Here is a 17060-nt window from a genome sequence, read left to right on the forward strand (position 1 = left end):
CCCCCGTCATCACCCTCGACGCCCGCCGCCGCGACAGCGCCAAGAGCGCCCTCATCACCCTCGTCGAACACGCCCTCCTCGCCCGACTGCGATGACGGACACGGCCGTGACCCACGGACCTTCGCGCGGAGGTCCGTGGGCCGCGGCCGTACCGGGCGCCCGCTACGCGGTGGGCTCCAGCCCGGCCCGGATCAGCCCGTAGGTGTAGGCGTCCTCCAGCGCCAGCCAGGAGGCGGCCACCACGTTGTCGGCCACCCCGACGGTGGACCAGGTGGACGTGCCGTCGGTGGACTCGATCAGCACCCGGGTCTTGGAGCCGGTGCCGTGCTGGCCCTCCAGGATGCGGACCTTGTAGTCCACCAGCTCGAACCGGGCCAGCGGCGGGTAGATCCCCTCCAGCGCGATGCGCAGCGCCTGGTCCAGCGCGTTCACCGGGCCGTTGCCCTCGCCGGTGGCGATCCGGCGCTCCCCCTTCGCCCAGAGCTTCACCGTCGCCTCGTTGCCGGTGAAGCTGTTCGGACCCTGCTCGCTGATGGTCCGCCAGGACTCCAGGGTGTAGAAGCGGTCCCGGCTGCCGCTCACCTCGTCGCGCAGCAGCAGCTCGAAGGAGGCGTCGGCGGACTCGTAGGTGTAGCCGAGGTTCTCCTGCTCCTTCACCTTGGCCACCACCCGGCCGGCCAGGTCCCGGTCGGTGGACAGGTCGTAGCCGAGTTCCTTGCCCTTGAGCTCGATCGAGGCGCGGCCGGCCATGTCGGAGACCAGCATCCGCATGGTGTTGCCGACCCGCTCCGGGTCGATGTGCTGGTACAGGTCCGGGTCGACCTTGATCGCGGAGGCGTGCAGGCCCGCCTTGTGCGCGAAGGCCGAGTAGCCGACGTACGGCTGGTGGGTGGAGGGGGCCAGGTTGACGATCTCGGCGATCGCGTGCGAGATCCGGGTCATCTCGGCGAGCCGGCCCGCGGGGAGCACCCGCCGGTCGTACTTGATCTCCAGCGCGCCGACCACCGGGAACAGGTTGGCGTTGCCGACCCGCTCGCCGTAGCCGTTGGCGGTGCACTGGACGTGGGTGGCGCCGGCGTCCACCGCGGCCAGCGTGTTGGCCACCGCGCAGCCGGTGTCGTCCTGCGCGTGGATGCCCAGCCGGGCACCGGGCCGGTAGCTCTCGCAGTGGGCGAGCACGTCGGCGACGATCTCGCGGACGCCGGCCGGCAGCATTCCGCCATTGGTGTCGCAGAGCACCACCACGTCGGCCCCGGCCTGGTGCGCGGTGCGGACCACGGCCAGTGCGTACTCCCGGTTCGCCCGGTAGCCGTCGAAGAAGTGCTCGCAGTCGATGAACACCCGCCGCCCCTGCGCGCGCAGGAACTCGACGCTGTCCCGGACCATCTCCAGGTTCTCGTCCAGGGTGGTGCGCAGCGCCAGCTCGACGTGACGGTCGTGCGCCTTGGCGACGAGGGTGACGACCGGGGCGCCCGAGGCGACCAGCGCGGCCAGCTGCGGGTCCTCCGCGGCCTTCCCGCCGGCCCGGCGGGTGGCGCCGAAGGCGACCAGCCGGGCGTGCCGGAGGTCCAGTTCGGCGGAGGCCCGGGCGAAGAACTCGGTGTCGCGCGGGTTCGCCCCCGGCCAACCGCCCTCGATGAAGCCCACCCCGAACTCGTCCAGGTGCCGGGCGATGGCCAGCTTGTCCGCCACCGTCAGGTTGATGCCCTCCCGCTGCGCGCCGTCGCGCAGGGTGGTGTCGAACACGTGGAAACTGTCGTCGGTACGGCTGACCTCGGTCATGACCCCTGGTTCTCCGTTCGGGGAGGCTTGTACTGCTCTGCCGGATTTCGAGTCCCGGCTCCACTGTCCAGCATCCCGCGCGCGGCCCCGGTGTCCCTGGGCCCCTTGTGGGGGCTCCGGCCGGTCCGAGGAAACAAAAAGACCCCTCGCGGGTGCGAGAGGTCTGCGCGCGGGTCTGGACGCTGGTGGTCGCTCCGCATCGGGTCCTGCGGGAGCGGTCACTGCGGACCGGCGCGCCTGCTGCTAATCATCAGCGACAGCGAGGACACCCTCGCAGTCTGGCACAGGCTCCGGGATCCGGCCTGCCCGTCTCGCGATGCGGAACAGGCAGGCCGGGACGGCTGCGGGCTCAGACGATCTTGTGCAGCCAGCCGTGGGTGTCGGGGGCCTGGCCGCCCTGGATGGCCAGCAGGGCCCGGCGCAGCTCCATGGTGGTCGGGCCGGGCTCGCCGGTGCCGACCGTCCAGTCGGCGGCGGCGGACTTGACCGAGCCGACCGGGGTGATGACGGCGGCGGTGCCGCAGGCGAACACCTCGGTGAGGGTGCCGTCGGCGTTGGCCTGCTGCCACTCGTCGGTGGAGATCTTCCGCTCCTCCACGGCGTAGCCGAGGTCGGCGGCGAGCCGGAGCAGCGAGTCGCGGGTGATGCCGGGCAGCAGGGCGCCGGACAGCTCCGGGGTGACGATCTTCGCGTCCTTGCCCTCGCCGAAGACGAAGTACAGGTTCATGCCGCCCATCTCCTCGACCCACCGGTGCTCGGCGGCGTCGAGCCAGACCACCTGGTCGCAGCCCTTCTCGGCGGCCTCGGCCTGGGCGATCAGCGAGGCGGCGTAGTTGCCGGCGCACTTGGCGGCGCCGGTGCCGCCGGGCGCGGCCCGGACGTACTCCTTGGACAGCCAGACCGAGACCGGCTTGACGCCGCCCGCGAAGTAGGCGCCGGCCGGCGAGGCGATGATCATGAACAGGTAGGAGTTGGCCGGGCGGACACCCAGGCCGACCTCGGTGGCGAACATGAACGGACGCAGGTAGAGGCTCTGCTCGGGCTCGTTCGGCACCCAGGCCTGGTCCTGCTGGACCAGCAGCTCGACGGCCTCGACGAAGGCCTCCACCGGCAGCTCCGGCATCGCCAGTCGGCGGGCCGAGGCCTGGAAACGGGCGGCGTTCGCCTCCGGGCGGAAGGTCGCGATGGAGCCGTCGGCCTGGCGGTAGGCCTTGAGGCCCTCGAAGATCGCCTGGCCGTAGTGCAGGGTCATGTTCGCCGGGTCGATCTCCAGCGGCGCGTACGGCGCCAGCTGGGCGTCGTGCCAGCCCACGCCCTCGGTCCAGCGGATGGTGACCATGTGATCGGTGAAGACCCGGCCGAAGCCGGGGTTCGTCAGCCGGGCCTCGCGCTCCGCGGTGGGCAGCGGGTGGGCGGAAGGCTTGAGGTCGAACGTGATGGGCGCCTGGGTGGGCGTGCTCATGGCTGTTTCCTTCACCGTGGGGTAGGTCCGGGTCGCCACCGCCGGCTGCGCGTCACGGCACGCGAACACCGGAACGAACGCACAGCGGCACGACCCACTGTCGATACTCGCATCCAGAGGGCCGTGCCGAACAGTTGCCAGCTCCTTGGGGAGCTGCAAGCTGCGGTTATGCGGTGCGGCCCGCCCGGGCCGCACCCTTGGTCGGATCCGGCCCGCAGGCCGGGGTCCGTCGCTCGGATCCGGCCCGTCAGCCGGCTACTCGGGTGGCGAGCGCGTCGCCGACCTCGGAGGTGCTGCGGGTGCCGGTGCGCTCGGTCAGGTCCGCCGCGACGGCGGCCTCGACCTTGGCGGCCTCGGCGGCGAAGCCGAGGTGCTCCAGCAGCATGGCGACCGACAGCACGGTGGCCGTCGGGTCGGCCTTGCCCTGGCCCGCGATGTCCGGCGCCGAACCGTGCACGGGCTCGAACATCGACGGGAACTCGCCGCCCGGGTTGATGTTGCCGCTCGCGGCCAGGCCGATCCCGCCGGTGACGGCGGCGGCCAGGTCGGTCAGGATGTCGCCGAACAGGTTGTCGGTGACGATGACGTCGAAGCGCTCCGGCTGGGTGACGAAGAAGATGGTCGCCGCGTCGACGTGCAGGTAGTCGGTGGTGACCTCGGGGAACTCCCGGCCGACCTCCGCGAAGATCCGCGACCACAGGTGCCCGGCGTGCACCAGCACGTTGTTCTTGTGCACCAGCGTCAGCTTCTTGCGCGGCCGCGCCTGGGCCCGGCGGTAGGCGTCGCGCACCACGCGCTCGATGCCGAACGCGGTGTTCAGGCTGACCTCGGTGGCCACCTCCTGCGGGGTCCCGGTGCGCAGCGAGCCGCCGTTGCCGACGTACGGGCCCTCGGTGCCCTCGCGGACGACCACGAAGTCGATGTCCGGCTCACCGGCCAGCGGGGACTTCACCCCGGGGAACAGGCGGCCCGGGCGGAGGTTGATGTGGTGGTCGAAGGCGAACCGCAGCTTCAGCAGCAGCCCCCGCTCCAGCACGCCCGACGGCACGCTCGGGTCGCCGATGGCGCCCAGCAGGATCGCGTCGTGCGACTTCAGCTCCGCCAGCACGCTGTCCGGCAGCGTCTCCCCGGTCCGGTGGTAGCGCCGGGCGCCGAGGTCGTACTCGGTGGTCTCCAGCTTCACCTCGGCGGGAAGCACGGCTCCCAGGACCTTGAGACCTTCGGCCACCACTTCCTGGCCGATGCCGTCACCGGGGACAACTGCGAGACGAATCGTGCGAGACATGCTCGGACCCTACTCCGGCGTCCCAGAGAATGACACCCCATGTCCACTATTCGGACGCGTCATGGTGGTCCGGCAGCCGGCCCGGGCGCGCGGCCACCGACTCGTCACCCCTTCGAGGGGGCGCGTGCGGACGGTGCTGCGCGGGGGCGCGCTTAGGGTGGCGGGGTCCGGGATTCCCTCGTGGGACGGGGTCGAGCAGCAGATGGGCGAGCGGCGGCGGGAGGTGCTGGTCTGCGGGAGTGCGGCCGGGCTGGCGGTGGGCGGGTACACGCTCGCGGTGGGGCTGCACGGGGCGTGGCCGGCCGGGGTGGGCGAGGTCGCCGTGCCGTACCACGCCCACCTGTGGGACCTGCTGCACGGGCGGACCGCCGGGGATCTCCTGTTCAACTGGAACAGCGGGTACGGCGTCCCGTTCCTGGCCGACTTCTTCGCCTACCTGATGAACCCATTCTCCTGGCCGACCGCACTCCTCCCCCGCGACCAGGGCCGGCTCGCGGTCCTCCTGGTCACCCTGGCCACCATCGGCCTCGGCACCGCCCTGATGGCCCACCTGCTCGGACGGCTGCACACCGGCCCGCACTGGCTGCGGGCGCTCGCCGCCGTCGGGTACGGGCTCTGCGCCTGGGTGCTGGACGTCGGCGGGGCGGCGCCGATGTGGCTCTGGGGCCTGGTCTCGCTGCCGCTGCTCGGCCTGGCCACCGACTGGTGCCTGCACGAGCGCCGCTGGGTGGCCGGCTCGCTGTGCGTCACCCTCGCCTGGGCGGGCAACCTGTACACCGCCGCGCTGGCCTCCCTGATGGCCGGACTGCTGCTGGCCGTCCGGCTGTTCGCCACCCCGCGGCTGTTCCGGCACCGGGTGCGGGTCACCGGGCGGGCCGTCACCATGGCCACCGCCGGCGTCCTGCTCGCCTCCCCCGTACTGTTCGTCGCCGTCCGGGCCGCGCGCGGCGCCCAGCCGGAGTCCCCGGTGCAGCCGCTCGGCCCGTCCGGTCTCGGCGGGCACCTCGCGCAGCTGCTGCCCGCCACCCACGGCGGGCGGCCGCTGCCGGACGTCGCGATCGGCCTGCTGGGGCTGCTGCTGGTGTGCGGGCTGCCGTTCAACCGGCGGGTGCGGGTACGGGAGCGGGCGGTGTGGTGCGGGGTGCTGGCGCTGGTGGTGCTCAGCTTCGTCTGGACCCCGACCGTGCTGGTCTGGCACGGCCTGGCGATCCCGGCCGGCGGGCCGTACCGGGTCGCGTTCGCGCTCAGCGGCCTGCTGGTGCTGGCCGGCTGGGTGTCGCTGGCGCACCGGCCGGACCTGCTCACCCTGCTGGGCGGCGCCGCCGTGGTCGCGGTGATCGCCGTGCTGGCGGCGGGGCGGCACTCGGTCCGCACCTCCACCTGGGTGCTGCTGGCCGTCGGCGGCGCCGTCCTGCTCGCCGCGCTCCGGACCCTGGACCACCGGCACACCGACCGCCGGGCCGTCGCCGTCGCCACCTGGGTGGTGGGCGGCGCGGTGCTCGGCAACGCCGTCTGGTCCGGCTACGCGGCGCTCTCCGCCGCCCCGGCCGGCGGCCCCTCGGCCGCCGCCGTCCGGGCCGGGTACACGGCGGTCCGCAGCGCCGCCGACTGGCCCCGGGGCCGCAGCGACCCCGGCCCGCACGCCTTCACCGCCAACGACCCGCTGCTGCTGGACGGCCAGGGCGGCGGCTACTTCAGCGGCTACCTGCCCACCGTCGCCGCCCTGCTGCCGCACGACCTCGGCGCGGGCTGGACGGCCGGCGGGCGACAGACCACCAGCGTCACCGACCCGGTCGGGCAGGCCCTGTTCGCCGTCCGCGCCCACCTCGACGACGGGCCGCCCCCGGACGGCTTCACCCCCGGCCGGGCCGCCGCGCCGCCGCTGGTCACCGTGCTGCCGCCGGGCGCCCGGCCGGACACCTCCTCGGTCTGGTCCCGGCAGGAGTCGCTGCTCGGCAGCCGGGTGTACGACGCCCCGCTGCCCACCCCGGCGGGCGGCCCGGCACCCACCCTGCACGGCACCAGCGGTTGGTCGCTGCCCGGCGGCGCCGAAGGCACCGTCCTCACCGCGACCTGCACCCCCGGCGGGACGGCCTACTTCCACGGCGTCTGGTACCGGGGCACGGTCAGCGGCCTCGGCACCACCTACCGCAGCGACGGCGAGCAGCCCACCACCGCCGTCGCGATCCACCGGCTCGGGCCCGTCCCCGCCGACGGGACGGTCCGGGTGACGCTGCGGTCCGACACCGTCGGACAGATCCCCGCCCGCCCGATCGGCTGCCTGCGGCCCGGCGCCCTGGACGCCGCGGTCGCCCGCCTCACCGCCACCGGCGCGACGCAGGTGGCGGCCGGCGGGCACTCCCTCTCCGCGACCCTCCCGGCCGGCTCCACCGGCACCGCGCTGCTGTCCGTCCCGGCCACCGAGGGCTGGACCTGCGCGGCGGGCGGCGGCCGGTACGCCGTGCCGACGCCGGTCCTGGGCATGATCGGGGTGCCGCTCGGCGGCGGAGCCGACCGGATCGCCTGCGCGTTCCGCCCGCCCGGCCTCACCGAGGGCCTCACCGTCACCTCCGCCACCGCCGCCGCCCTCGCCCTGGTCACCGTCTTCACCCGGCTCTCCCGACGCCCCACCCGCACCCCGCGCCGCACCCGCCGCCTCGCCACCCGGGCCGCCGGCCGCGTCTGAGCGCAGCGCCCGGCGCGGGTCTCACCGCCGCGGCGGGGCGAGCCCGGCGGAGGAACGCCGAAGGGGCGGCCCACTGGAATCGGCGGGCCGCCCCTGGTGCACGGCCGGTCAGGGCAGGGCGATCACCTGGCCCCGGTGGGCGGCGGTGTTGAGGTGGTGGAGCAGCAGGAGGCGGGAGGTGTCGCCGGTGGCGCGGTGGACGTCGAGGACGGTGCCGGGCCGGACCGCGGTGGCGATGGCGGCGGGGCCGCCGAGGCCGGCCCGGATGTCGACGGCCGGGTGGAGGACGTCGAGCGGGAGGCCAGGGCGGGTGCCGCGCAGGCCGATGGTGGAGTAGGCCTCGGCCGGGTCCGGCTTGCCCGGGGAGACGGTGCCGGTCCAGACGCCGTACTGGACGGTGCTGTGGCCTTCCCGGATGCCGGGGAGGGCGCTCAGCCGGACGGGGAGGACGAGGACGTCGCTGTCCAGCAGGCCGGTGTCGGTGTCGCCCCAGTGGCCGTTGAGCGGCTGGACGTCGAGTTCGGCGCCGGTACGGGCGTCGAGGGCGCGGGAGACCAGGACGTCGCTGCCGCGCAGCCGGTCGGCTTCGAGGATGACGTCGGCGGTGCCGTCGCCGTCGGTGTCCAGGGAGACCCGTACGCCGTAGAGCCCGACCGGGGTGGCGGCCGGGGCCCAGAGTTGGGCGCCCACGTAGAGCAGGTCGGCGGAGGCGGCGGCGCCGGCAGCCCGCAGGTTGGCGGCCCGATCGCCGGGGTGTTCGACGCAGACGTCCTGCGGGGGTCCGGCCGGGTCCGCGGCGCCCTCGGGCCGGATGCCGGCGCCGGGTCCGACGGCGGCGCCGCCGTCCGGCGGGCAGTCGGCCCAGCGCGTGCCCTCACCGCCGAGGGTGAGGGCGGTGACGAGTCCGGGCCGGTTCCCGGGGACGGCGCTGCCGCCGAGCACGACGAGGGTGCCGTCCCGGGTGGTGCGGGCGGCGGCGGTGGCGGTGAGGTCGCCGACCGGGCGCGGGGCGGCGAGGACGGGGACGCGCAGTTGGGGCAGGGCCGGGTCGGTGACGGGGGTGAGCAGGACGCGGCCGGAGAGTTCGCCGCGGTAGCTGCGGGCCTTGCCGCCCTGCAGGGTGTCGATGGTGGGGTCGGGGGCGCGGCCCAGCTCCCCGGGGACGGCGAGGGTGACGTGCACCCGCGCGGTGCCGCCGGCCGGGACGTCGACCTGCGCGGGCGTCACCTCGAAGCCGGCGCCGGGCTGTTCGGTGGCGGCCGCGTAGCCGGTGCGGTAACGCAGCGGCCGGTCCGCGTGGTTGCGCACCTCGATGTCGCGGCCGAGGGTGGTCGGCCCGGCGATCTCGACCGGCCCGAAGGAGACGCCGACGCTGCCCTCGGGCGCGCCCTCGCCGGCCGCGTAGGCGACGACGGGGGTGTGGACGGCCCGGTCGACCTGGGCGCGCCCGGCGCCGGTGCGTTCGGGGCCGTAGACCGGTCCGCCGTGGTCGTCGCCGAGCCAGGTGTCGCCGGCGGTGTTCATCAGCGCGGCCTTGAGCTGCTCGACCGGCCAGTCCGGGTGGGCGGCGCGGACGAGGGCGGCGAGGCCGGTGACGTGCGGGGTGGCCATCGAGGTGCCGTCCTCGCGCTGCCCGCCGCTGCCGCTGGCGACCAGGGCGGACCAGATGGTCTCGCCGGGGGCGGCCAGGTCGGGCTTGACGACGCCGGGGACGCCGATGCCGCGGGAGGTGAAGTCGGTGAGGGTGTCGGTGCGGGCGGGCTGGTTCTGGGAGACCGAGCCGTGCAGCGGGTTGCCGGGGGCGGCGAGCCGGATCCGCACGGGCCCGGCCGCGGCGGCCTGCCGGAGCCGTTCGCCGTCGGCGTGGGCGAGCAGGGCGGCCGGGATCCGGTCGTTGCCGGAGATCTCGGCGAGGTGGTCGGTGTCCGCGGCGTACAGCGCGCCGATCGCGCCGGCGTCGGCGGCGTGGTCGGCCCGGGGGCCGGAGTTGCAGGGCCGCTCGGTGTCGCGGGTGCGCCAGGCGAGGACGGCGATCTTTCCGGCGAGCCGCTGCCGGTCGGCTTCGCTGAAGGCGGCGCAGCCGTCCGACTGGTCGGCGGGCAGGGCGAGTTGGCCGCTGACGTCGGTGGTGGACCAGCCCTGGTAGCGCTCGCTCCAGTGCGCCGGGACGACCCCGGCCAGGTCGGCGGGGGCGAGCACGGTGAGGCCGTCGGCGTCGCTGTGCGGATCGACGGAGGCGGCGACGGCGATGGCCCGGGCGGCGGTGCCGGGGCTGCCGCCGATGCCGTAGACGTCGCCGTCGTTGCCGGCGGCGGCGACCACGACGGTGCCGAGTGCGGCCAGCCGGTCGACGGCGAGGGCGTCGGTGTCGTCGGAGCTGCCGAAGCGGCTGCCGAGCGAGAGGTTGACGACGTCGAGGCGGTCGCCGAGGTCGCCGTCGCCGTTGGGGTCGGCGGCGACGTCGAGGGCCTGGGCGAGCCGGTCGGTGGAGCCGTCGCAGCCGAAGACCCGGATCGCGTACAGCTGGGCGCCGGGGGCGGCGCCGGGGCCGACCTTGAACGAGGCGGGGTCGAGCCCGGGCCGGTAGGGGCCCGCGTACGGGTGGCCGTCCGCGGTGACGCCGTAGCCGGCGGCGGTGCCGGCGACGTGGGTGCCGTGCCCGTTGCGGTCGCAGTCGATCGGGTTGTCGCTGGGGTGCGGGACGGGCTGGTGGTGCGGGGAGGACGGGTCGGGGTTGTAGTCGTCGCCGACCAGGTCCTTGCCGCCGACCACCTTGGCGTTGGGGAACAGGGCGGGCGGGGCGGGCTTGCCGCGTTCGACGGAGCGGAAGGCGGCCTCGGTGCCGGGGCCGCCGAAGTCGGCGTGGGTGTAGTCGATGCCGCTGTCGATGATCCCGATCCGCACCCCCTGGCCGGTGTTGCCGTCGCCGGTGGCACCGGCCCAGACCTGCGGGGCGCCGGTCAGCGGGACGGAGTAGGCGTTGTCCCGCTGCTTGCGGACGATCGGGTGGACGGCCCGGACGCCGGGCAGCGCGCGCAGGGCGGGCAGCCGGGCGGCGGGCGCGGTGACCGCGAGGCCGGTGAACAGGGTGCGGGTGCGGTAGATCTCACCGGCGCCCGGGACCACCCGGTGGACGCCCTCGGCGAGCCGGTCGAGGGCTTCGTCGGCCTTGGTCCGCTGGGCGGCGCCGGCGTCGGCAGCCTCCCGGCGGACGGCCTCCGGGGAGCGCCGGGCCCGCCGGGCCCCGTCGGCCGCGCGCCGCCAGGCGGGGCCGGCCGGCTCGGTGGTGAGTTCGAGCAGGACGGAGGCCGTTCGGTCGGCCCGCGCCGGCTCCCTCGGGGGGCCGCCGGAGGCCGGGGGGGCGGCGAGCACCGCGGTCCCGGCCAGCACGGCGAGGGTGAGGCCGATCCGGGTGACGGGTCGACGGACGGGTGGCAGGCGCACTGGGCCCTCTCCCCCGGCAGGGGGGCTTGATCCGCACACCGTGTCGCTGACGCCCGCCCGCGCGAACGTCGATCACCCTTCCGGGGGCCCCAAATTAGGATGATCGCGCTGACGAGCGCGAGCAACTTCCCTCGGACGGCCGCCGGTTGCACTCGACGGAGTGACCCGGCGTCAGGCCGAGCGGCCTATTCGACGGATGAACGGCGGCGGCCGAGCACCGAGGGCCACGCGGGCGGCCGAATGCCGGAGCGCACCCGGCCCCGGCGGCGGCTCCCTCAGCGGTGCCCGGTCGCACCGCCGTTGTCGCGGCGGTCCAGCGAGCGCTGCAGGGCGGCGGCCGCGAAGGGGGTCCGCTCGGCGGCCCGGCGGCGGCGCGGGGCACGGACGGGAGTGGCGGCGGAGGCGGGGGTGGCGTGGCGGTCTGCGATGGCGGGCATACCGGGCTCCTTGGGGGCGACGCGTGCACCGGGCACGCGGAGAGTGGGGAGGTCAAGGGGTGTCGCGCGCAGGGCGTCGCACACGGGCGACGGGAGAGGGCCCGGGGCAGGGGTCACCTGCCGATGAGGGCGCACGCGCACACGGGCCGCACGCCCTGGCTGCAGGGGCGGCACACCGTATGGCCCTTCCACGGTACGGCCGGGCCCGGGCCGTGTCTGCACGAATACTTGGATTTCCTAGTATCTGAGACGGTCACCACCCGGAGGAACGCAACGGGGCCCGGACCGCCGGCGAACGGCGGTCCGGGCCCCGGGGGGCGTCCGGGCTCAGGCGCCCAGGTCGACCGAGCGGGCGAAGCGGGCGCCGATCTCGGCGGCGATCGCCGACAGCACGTCCTGCGGGATCTGGCTGTCCACGGTGATGGAGGCGAGCGCGCCGCTGCCGTCCCGGGCGACCTGCATGCCGGCGATGTTGATGCCGGCGTCGCCGAGGTGGCGGCCGAGCACGCCGACCACGCCGGGGCGGTCCTCGTACTTGAAGAAGGCCATGTGGTCGGTGAGCGCCACGTCCACGTCGAAGGCGTCCACGCCGACGATCTTCTGGGTCTGCTTCGGGCCGGCCAGGGTGCCGGAGATGGAGATCTCCTCGCCGTCCGCGAGCGTGCCGCGGACGGTGATCACGTTGCGGTGCTCGGCGCTCTCGCTGGAGGTGGTCAGGCGCACCTCGACGCCGCGCTCCTGGGCGAACAGCGGGGCGTTGACGTAGGACACCGTCTCCGCCACCACGTCCTCGAACACGCCCTTCAGCGCGGACAGTTCGAGCACCTTCACGTCGTGCTGGGTGATCTCGCCGCGGACCTCGACGTCGAGCCGGACGGCCACCTCACCGGCCAGCGCGGTGAAGATCCGGCCGAGCTTCTCGGCCAGCGGCAGACCCGGACGGACGTCCTCGGCGATCACGCCGCCCTGGACGTTGACGGCGTCCGGTACCAGCTCGCCGGCCAGCGCGAGGCGCACCGAGCGGGCGACCGAGATGCCGGCCTTCTCCTGCGCCTCGTCGGTGGAGGCGCCCAGGTGCGGGGTGGCGACCACGTTGTCGAAGGCGAACAGCGGGGAGTCGGTGCACGGCTCCTTGGCGTACACGTCCAGGCCGGCGCCGGCCACCCGGCCGTCGCGCAGGGCGCCGGCGAGCGCCTCCTCGTCCACGATGCCGCCGCGGGCGGCGTTGACGATGCGCACGCTCGGCTTGACCTTGTGCAGCGCCTCGTCGCCGATCAGGCCGATGGTCTCGGGGGTCTTGGGGAGGTGGACGGTGATGAAGTCCGAGACCTCCAGCAGCTCCTCCAGGGTGACCAGCTTGACGCCCATCTGGGCGGCGCGGGCGGCCTGGATGTAGGGGTCGTACGCGACGATCTTCATGCCGAACGCGGACATCCGCTGGGCGACCAGGACACCGATCCGGCCGAGGCCGACGACGCCGAGGACCTTCTCGCTCAGCTCGACGCCGGTGTACTTGTTGCGCTTCCACTCGCCCTGCTTGAGCGCGGTGTTGGCCGGCGCGATGTTGCGGGCGACGGAGATCAGCAGGCCGCAGGCGAGTTCGGCGGCGGTGACGATGTTGGAGGTCGGCGCGTTGACGACCATCACGCCGGCCTTGGTGGCGGCGGCGACGTCCACGTTGTCCAGGCCGACGCCGGCCCGGGCGACCACCTTGAGCTTGCGGGCGGCGGCCAGCGCCTCCGCGTCGACCTTGGTGGCGGAGCGGATCAGGATCGCGTCGACGTCGGCGATCGCGGTGAGCAGCTCGGTGCGGTCGGCACCGTTGCAGTGGCGGATCTCGAAGTCGGGGCCGAGGGCGTCGACGGTGGCGGGCGACAGCTCTTCGGCGATCAGAACGACGGATTTGCTCACGACAGTGTTGTCCTTAACTGTCCGGTTCCCCCGGCACGTAGGTGGCGTGGAAGGGCGAGGGAAGGTGGCATGCCGCGTAGGTAGACGCACGACGCTGTGGGCCTGACGCGCACTCGGAAGTGTATCGACGGGCTGGTTACCAGGCTGCTCCCGTCCGGCGAAATCACCCGGACGGGAGCAGCCTACTTGTACAAGGACGTGACAAAACCGGGCCGGGCCCGAGGCCGGTTCAGGCCTTCTCGTTGACCCAGCTCATCAGCGAGCGCAGCTTCTTGCCGGTGGTCTCCAGCAGGTGGTCCTCGTCGGCCTTCTTGTACTCGTTGTACTTGGGCAGACCGGCCTTGTACTCGGCGATCCAGGTGTTGGCGAAGGTGCCGTCCTGGATCTCGGCGAGGACCTTCTTCATCTCGGCCTTGGTGGCGTCGGTGATGATGCGCGGGCCGGTGACGTAGTCGCCCCACTCGGCGGTCTCGGAGACCGACCAGCGCATCTTCTCCAGGCCGCCCTCGTACATCAGGTCGACGATGAGCTTCAGCTCGTGCAGGCACTCGAAGTAGGCGATCTCCGGCTGGTAGCCGGCCTCGACCAGGGTCTCGAACCCGGCCTTCACCAGGGCGGCGGTGCCACCGCAGAGGACGGCCTGCTCACCGAACAGGTCGGTCTCGGTCTCCTCGGTGAAGGTGGTCTTGATGACGCCGGCCTTGGTGGCGCCCAGGCCCTTGGCGTAGGACAGCGCCAGGTCGAAGGCCTTGCCGGAGGCGTCCTGCTCGACGGCGACGATCGCGGGGACGCCGCGGCCCTCCTCGTACTGGCGGCGGACCAGGTGGCCCGGGCCCTTCGGGGCGACCATGCAGACGTCGACGTCCGCCGGGGGCTTGATGAAGCCGAAGCGGATGTTCAGGCCGTGGCCGAAGAACAGGGCGTCGCCGGCCTTCAGGTGCGGGGCGATGTCGGCCTCGTAGACGTCGGCCTGGATCGGGTCCGGCACCAGGATCATGATGACGTCGGCCTCGGCCGCGGCCTCGGCCGGGGTGACGACGCGCAGGCCGGCCTCCTCCGCCTTGGCGCGGGAGGTGGACTCCGGCTTCAGGCCGACCCGGACGTCGGCGCCCGAGTCGCGCAGGGACAGCGCGTGGGCGTGGCCCTGGCTGCCGTAGCCGATGACCGCGACCTTGCGGCCCTGGATGATGGACAGGTCGGCGTCGTCTTCGTAGAACAGCTCGGCCACGGGGGCACATCTCCTTGCGTGATGGTTGCCGGGTACGCGCTCTCTACCGTAGGCGTACTGGCGGGGGTGTGGGTCGGTGCTTCAGGGGGTGAGACGGTCGGAGTCTCGGGGCTGTCAGGCGCTGCGGTCGAGGGCGCGCAGCGAGCGGTCCGTGATCGAACGGGCGCCGCGCCCGATGGCGACCAGGCCGGACTGGACCAACTCCTTGATGCCGTAAGGCTCCAGCATCCGGAGCATGGCCTCCAGCTTGTCCGAGCTGCCGGTGGCCTCGATGGTCACCGCGTCGGGCGACACGTCGACGGTCTTGGCACGGAACAGCTGGACGATCTCGACGATCTGCGACCGGGTCTCGTTGTCGGCGCGGACCTTCACCAGGACCAGTTCCCGCTGGATCGCAGCGGACTGGTCGAGTTCGACGATCTTTATCACGTTCACGAGCTTGTTGAGCTGCTTGGTGACCTGTTCCAGCGGGAGGTCCTCGACGTTGACCACGATGGTCATCCGGGACACGTCCGGATGCTCGGTCGGGCCGACGGCGAGGGAGTCGATGTTGAAGCCCCGACGGGAGAACAGCGCGGCGATGCGGGCGAGCACGCCGGGCTTGTTCTCGACCAGGACGGAGAGGGTGTGCTTGGACATGGGGTTCCTCAGTCACATGAGGGGCCCGGCGTAGCCGGCCGTAAGAAGGGTGGCGGTGGGCGGGGGGCCTCAGTCGAGGTCGTCGCCGAAGTCGGGGCGGACGCCCTTGGCGAACTGGATCTCGTCGTTGCTGGTGCCGGCGGCGACCATCGGCCAGACCATGGCGTCCTGGTGGACGATGAAGTCGATGACGACCGGGCGGTCGTTGATCTCCATCGCCTGCTTGATGACGGCGTCGAGGTCCTCGGGGCGCTCGCAGCGCAGGCCGACGCAGCCCATCGCCTCGGACAGCAGGACGAAGTCGGGGATCCGGGTGCCCTGGGCCGGCGGCGCGATGCCGTCGTGGTCGGGGCCGGCGTGCAGCACGGTGTTGGAGTAGCGCTGGTTGTAGAACAGCGTCTGCCACTGGCGGACCATGCCGAGCGAGCCGTTGTTGATGACCGCGACCTTGATCGGGATGTCGTTCAGGGCGCAGGTGACCAGCTCCTGGTTGGTCATCTGGAAGCAGCCGTCGCCGTCGATCGCCCACACCACGGTGTCCGGGCGGCCGGCCTTGGCGCCCATCGCGGCCGGGACGGCGTAGCCCATGGTGCCCGCGCCGCCCGAGTTGAGCCAGGTGCCCGGCTTCTCGAACTGGATGAACTGCGAGCTCCACATCTGGTGCTGGCCGACGCCCGCGGCGTAGACCGCCTCCGGGCCGACCAGCCGGCCGATCCGCTCGATGACCTGCTGCGGGGACAGCTGGCCGCCGGGGGCCGGCTCGTAGCCCAGCGGGTAGGTCCGCTTCCACTCGTCGAGCTTCTCCCACCACTCCGCGTAGTCGCTCCTGTGGCCGGCGTCGAACTCGGCCTGGACGGCCACGATCAGGTCGGCCAGCACCTCGCGGGCGTCACCGACGATCGGCACGTCGGCGGGGCGGTTCTTGCCGATCTCGGCCGGGTCGATGTCCGCGTGGACGACCTTGGCGTACGGGGCGAAGCTGTCCAGCTTGCCGGTGACGCGGTCGTCGAAGCGGGCGCCGAGGGTGAACAGCAGGTCGGCCTTCTGCAGCGCGGTGACCGCCGGGACGGTGCCGTGCATGCCGGGCATGCCCAGGTGCTGCGGGTGGCTGTCGGGAAAGGCGCCGAGCGCCATCAGGGTGGTGACCACGGGGGCGCCGGTCAGCTCGGCGAGGATCCGCAGCTCGGCCGTGGCCTGAGCCTTGATCACGCCGCCGCCGACGTACAGCACCGGGCGCTTGGCGCCCACCAGCAGCTTCGCGGCCTCGCGGATCTGCTTGGCGTGCGGCTTGGTGACCGGGCGGTAGCCGGGCAGCGAGGTCTCGACCGGCCAGCGGAAGGTGGTGGTGGCCTGCAGGGCGTCCTTGGCGATGTCGACCAGGACCGGGCCGGGGCGGCCGGTGGCGGCGATGTGGAACGCCTCGGCGATCACCCGGGGGATCTCGGCCGGGTCGGTGACCAGGTAGTTGTGCTTGGTGATCGGCATCGTGATGCCGCAGATGTCCGCCTCCTGGAAGGCGTCGGTGCCGATCGCCTTGGAGGAGACCTGACCGGTGATCGCGACGATCGGCACCGAGTCCATGTAGGCGTCGGCGATCGGGGTCACCAGGTTGGTCGCGCCCGGTCCGGAGGTGGCCATGCAGACCCCGACCCGGCCGGTGGCCTGGGCGTAGCCGGTGGCGGCGTGGCCGGCGCCCTGCTCGTGCCGGACCAGGATGTGGCGCACCTTGGACGAATCCATCAGCGGGTCGTACGCGGGAAGGATGGCCCCGCCCGGGATGCCGAAGACGGTGTCCGCGCCTACGGCCTCCAGGGAGCGGATGAGCGACTGGGCGCCGGTCATGGTTTCGACGACGTGCTGGGGAGCGGGAGCGTGTGCGGCCGGGGTGTCCCCGCGGCGGGGGGATGCGGCGTGCTCAGTCATCTGCCTGTCTCTTCTCGGATTTTGCCGGCCCGGTGGTTGCGGGCCCCGTGGTGCGAGGGGGGTCCCGGTTTCGGGCCGATCGCCGGCTCTGCCTCAATCGTCCCGCTTCCTCCCCGCGAGTCGGGGCGGATCGGGCGGTCGGGGCCAGGGGTCTTGCGGTGGTGGAACAGCGTCAGTGCAACAAAAAACCCCTCGTGCCAAGGGCATGCGAGGGGTGGCGCGTCGGTCTGTCACAAGCGGGGCGTGTGAGCCCGCTCAGCCGA

The 17060-nt window shown here is 73.6% G+C and carries 10 protein-coding genes and 1 pseudogene; 2 read left to right on the top strand and 9 right to left on the bottom strand.

Going from position 1 to position 17060, the window contains the following annotated elements:
* Positions 1-95: pseudogene (locus ACIOJE_RS05160) on the top strand (ATP-binding protein); the annotation flags it as partial.
* A gap of 67 nt (positions 96-162) precedes the next feature.
* Here ACIOJE_RS05160 and cimA read toward each other — a convergent pair.
* The 3 genes from cimA to ACIOJE_RS05175 form a co-directional block, all read right to left on the bottom strand.
* Positions 163-1782 (bottom strand): citramalate synthase, encoded by a 1620-nt coding sequence (gene cimA / locus ACIOJE_RS05165; RefSeq protein ID WP_400773436.1) that lies wholly within the window; start codon positions 1780-1782, stop codon positions 163-165.
* Positions 1783-2131: 349 nt separating this feature from the next.
* Positions 2132-3244 carry a branched-chain amino acid aminotransferase gene (locus tag ACIOJE_RS05170; protein WP_280675825.1) on the bottom strand — a complete coding sequence of 371 codons (1113 nt, stop codon included), beginning with the start codon at positions 3242-3244 and terminating at the stop codon, positions 2132-2134.
* A gap of 247 nt (positions 3245-3491) precedes the next feature.
* Positions 3492-4529 (bottom strand): 3-isopropylmalate dehydrogenase, encoded by a 1038-nt coding sequence (locus tag ACIOJE_RS05175; protein ID WP_280675827.1) that lies wholly within the window; start codon positions 4527-4529, stop codon positions 3492-3494.
* 202 nt (positions 4530-4731) lie between these two features.
* Between ACIOJE_RS05175 and ACIOJE_RS05180 the strand changes: the two genes are divergently transcribed.
* A complete protein-coding gene (locus ACIOJE_RS05180) occupies positions 4732-7215 on the top strand; it encodes a YfhO family protein (protein WP_400773438.1) in 2484 nt (827 codons plus the stop codon).
* A 108-nt stretch (positions 7216-7323) separates the two neighbouring features.
* Here ACIOJE_RS05180 and ACIOJE_RS05185 read toward each other — a convergent pair whose 3' ends face one another.
* From ACIOJE_RS05185 to ACIOJE_RS05210, 6 genes are all read right to left on the bottom strand, one after another.
* Positions 7324-10659 carry a S8 family serine peptidase gene (locus tag ACIOJE_RS05185; protein WP_400773441.1) on the bottom strand — a complete coding sequence of 1112 codons (3336 nt, stop codon included), beginning with the start codon at positions 10657-10659 and terminating at the stop codon, positions 7324-7326.
* A gap of 275 nt (positions 10660-10934) precedes the next feature.
* Positions 10935-11096: a hypothetical protein gene (locus tag ACIOJE_RS05190; protein WP_400773444.1), complete on the bottom strand. Its 162-nt coding sequence runs from the start codon at positions 11094-11096 to the stop codon at positions 10935-10937.
* Between the two features lie 327 nt (positions 11097-11423).
* On the bottom strand, positions 11424-13007 hold the full coding sequence (gene serA, locus ACIOJE_RS05195) for a phosphoglycerate dehydrogenase (protein ID WP_280675835.1): 1584 nt from the start codon (positions 13005-13007) through the stop codon (positions 11424-11426).
* A 229-nt stretch (positions 13008-13236) separates the two neighbouring features.
* On the bottom strand, positions 13237-14235 hold the full coding sequence (gene ilvC / locus ACIOJE_RS05200; RefSeq protein ID WP_280675837.1) for a ketol-acid reductoisomerase: 999 nt from the start codon (positions 14233-14235) through the stop codon (positions 13237-13239).
* Between the two features lie 114 nt (positions 14236-14349).
* Positions 14350-14874 (bottom strand): acetolactate synthase small subunit, encoded by a 525-nt coding sequence (ilvN, locus tag ACIOJE_RS05205; RefSeq protein ID WP_030302941.1) that lies wholly within the window; start codon positions 14872-14874, stop codon positions 14350-14352.
* A 69-nt stretch (positions 14875-14943) separates the two neighbouring features.
* A complete protein-coding gene (locus tag ACIOJE_RS05210; protein WP_400773447.1) occupies positions 14944-16797 on the bottom strand; it encodes an acetolactate synthase large subunit in 1854 nt (617 codons plus the stop codon).
* Between the last annotated feature and the right edge of the window lie 263 nt (positions 16798-17060).

The organism is Kitasatospora sp. NPDC087861, assembly GCF_044742585.1.
Classification (GTDB): Bacteria; Actinomycetota; Actinomycetes; order Streptomycetales; family Streptomycetaceae; genus Kitasatospora.